Genomic DNA, 2,391 nt, shown 5'->3' with positions numbered 1-2,391 from the left:
GTATGCGGCCCATCAACCACATCTTTTAACTTAGCATAATTCCATTTGCGATTGCCTTCTGGTAAACTTAATTTAGGCTTGCTGTAATTTCTTGTAATTCTGTGGGTAGAGCTTACGGATTTCTTTATGGTTGATGGACATAATATTCTCCAGGGTATATTTAAGCCATTCATATGGATTTACCTCGTGTTTTTTGCAGATGGCAAAGAAGGAATAGATTCCTGCGGCTCTTTCTGCTGCCGAATGAGAACCTGCAAAGAGGTAATTCTTTCTACCGAGAGCCAATGGCCTGATGGCATTCTCCACTAAATTGTTATCGATCTCCAGAATACCATCATAAAGATAGGCACTGAGCTGGTCCCAACGATCCATAGAATACCTGAAGGCTTTTCCGATAGGACTCTTGGGAAGGATCAGCTGATGTTTCATCTGATCGAACATCCATTTTCCAAATTCATTGATAACAGGCAATGCTTTTTCCAGGCGCAGGGATTTACGCTGCTGCGGGCTTAAGTTTTGCTCTCGTGCCTGGGCTTCCACCGCGTAGAGTTTCTGGATAAAGCTCAGTGCTTTTTCAGCGCGCTCCCTGTCATTATCTTTTGCCTTATCAAATTCTCTTCGGGCGTGGGCCCAGCAGTTCAGGTGGGTAACCCCTTCACGCTTGCCGATTTTATCATACGCGGCATAGCCATCACTTTGAAGGTAGCCTTTAAACCCGGCCAATACATGATCGGCAGCCTCACGGCTACGCCCGGGCTGATAATCAAAGAGTACGGTACCATCTATGGGACAATGATGTACCCAATAATAACCTTGATGTGTTTTTCCTTTTTTAGCAGGATCCATCACCTTTATGGGGGTTTCATCACTTTGGAGGTAACCTTTGGAGCGAATATCCTCCAGCAGGTGCTGATAAAGGATATCGATGATTTTAAGGCTTTGCCTGGTCCAGCCTTCCAGGGTGGAGGATGCTATAGGGATCTCTGCCCGTTTAAAGCGCTGGAGCTGCCGGTAAAGCGGAAGGTGGTCCTGGTACTTATCGATTAAAATCGAAGCCAGGAGTCCGGCTCCCGGAACTCCTTTTTCAATCACCCGCTCGGGAAGTTTCCCGATGATCACTCCCTCTTTATTTTTAGGAGCATACTTATAGCGGATATAGCGTTTGATATAATATTTAGCAGGCTCGTATTCCAGTTCATCGGTCACTTCCTTACCGATACAAACCATATCGGTAAGATCCTCTTCAGGATAGATCTCGATCTCTTTTACCTCAAGATGCTCCGGAAGGGCCATTCTTCCTTTGTGGTTGGAAGTTTTTTTGCGACGCTGGTCACTGAGCTTTTCTTTTAACCCGGATTCTTGTGCTGCTGCCTTTTGGGGTTCCATCTCAAAGGGAAGGCTCATCTGGTTTTTATCCCCTTCGAAACGCTCCCTTTTTTGACCAAAGGCCAGGCGTTTGTAATACTCCACCTGGAATTTCAGGTCAGCAATCTTATGCTGTGCTTTTTCAACTTCCTGTTCCCTTTTAGAAACACTTTTTTCAGCTTTTTCCCTCTTTTTCGTCTCCTTCTTCAGGAGGGTTAAAAGCTGATCTTTAGTAAGGTTTTCTAAGGGTTCTTGCATGGGTTAAAGATACAAAACCAGCCCTGTTAAACCTACCGTGAACCCCTGTTTTTACTGATAAAACACCATTATTTTCTAGCGGGAATAGCGCAGTTTCTGAACACTTTTTTCAACCGTAATACCCGCTATCATCAGTACCAATTGCGGCCAGGTAAAATGCGTCTGATCTTCTTTAATTACAGGCGGAGTGAAGCTTCCCCGCTCCAGACGTTTGTAGTATAAAACAAAGCCGCCCCGCTCCCAGTGAAGCAGCTTGAGATGGGTACGATTACGGTTAAGAAAAACGAACACATCACCGCTGGTAGGCTCCCGGTTTAGCTCATTTTTCACCAGACCGCTCAGGCCATTAAATGATTTTCGCATATCACAAGGCTTACGATAAAAGTGATAATTATGGGAGGAACCTAAGGAGAACATTAATACAACTTGACTAACCGGGCAATAAGTCCCAGGTCCGCAGCCTTCATTTGGAGTTTGACCCCATTGGGATAAATAAGTTCCAGCTCAAGAGCTGACGAGTTTGATCCCGTAGTTACTTCTACAAATCCCCCTGGCTGATCTTCCTCTTTCTTCTTACGGATCCAGTAACAAAAAGTGGAAGGACTGATCCCTTTTTCCTGGCTAAAGGCTTTTGCCGAAAGACCGCTATTACGATATTCATTAACCAAAGTGTACATTTCTTCCTGTTTGCTCATAATAAATATTATTTTAGAGCAAAGCTACCGGTCGAAAGTCAGCTAATCAAGATGCAGTTGGTGGGGTGGATAC

The 2,391-nt window shown here is 44.7% G+C and carries 3 protein-coding genes; all 3 read right to left on the bottom strand.

Annotated features, from left to right (window positions below):
* Positions 1-72 precede the first annotated feature (72 nt).
* Positions 73-1,623 carry an IS66 family transposase gene (gene tnpC, locus AB8M93_RS18665; RefSeq protein ID WP_373060490.1) on the bottom strand — a complete coding sequence of 517 codons (1,551 nt, stop codon included), beginning with the start codon at positions 1,621-1,623 and terminating at the stop codon, positions 73-75.
* Between the two features lie 75 nt (positions 1,624-1,698).
* Positions 1,699-2,040: an IS66 family insertion sequence element accessory protein TnpB gene (gene tnpB / locus AB8M93_RS18660; RefSeq protein ID WP_373060488.1), complete on the bottom strand. Its 342-nt coding sequence runs from the start codon at positions 2,038-2,040 to the stop codon at positions 1,699-1,701.
* Positions 2,040-2,318, bottom strand: coding sequence for an IS66 family insertion sequence element accessory protein TnpA (tnpA, locus tag AB8M93_RS18655; RefSeq protein ID WP_373060486.1), 279 nt, complete (start codon positions 2,316-2,318; stop codon positions 2,040-2,042). Before tnpA ends, tnpB begins: the two co-directional genes overlap by 1 nt.
* Positions 2,319-2,391: the final 73 nt, after the last annotated feature.

The organism is Autumnicola aciditolerans (assembly GCF_041679265.1).
In the GTDB taxonomy this organism is placed as follows: Bacteria; Bacteroidota; Bacteroidia; order Flavobacteriales; family Flavobacteriaceae; genus Autumnicola.
Note: the sequence above shows the minus strand (reverse complement) of the source record. Positions and strands in the feature narration are given on the sequence as shown.

Excerpts from the sequence above, each read along its gene's own strand:
- tnpC (WP_373060490.1), bottom strand. The coding sequence starts at position 1,623 with ATGCAAGAACCCTTAGAAAACCTTACTAAAGATCAGCTTTTAACCCTC.
- tnpB (WP_373060488.1), bottom strand. The coding sequence starts at position 2,040 with ATGTTCTCCTTAGGTTCCTCCCATAATTATCACTTTTATCGTAAGCCT.
- tnpA (WP_373060486.1), bottom strand. The coding sequence starts at position 2,318 with ATGAGCAAACAGGAAGAAATGTACACTTTGGTTAATGAATATCGTAAT.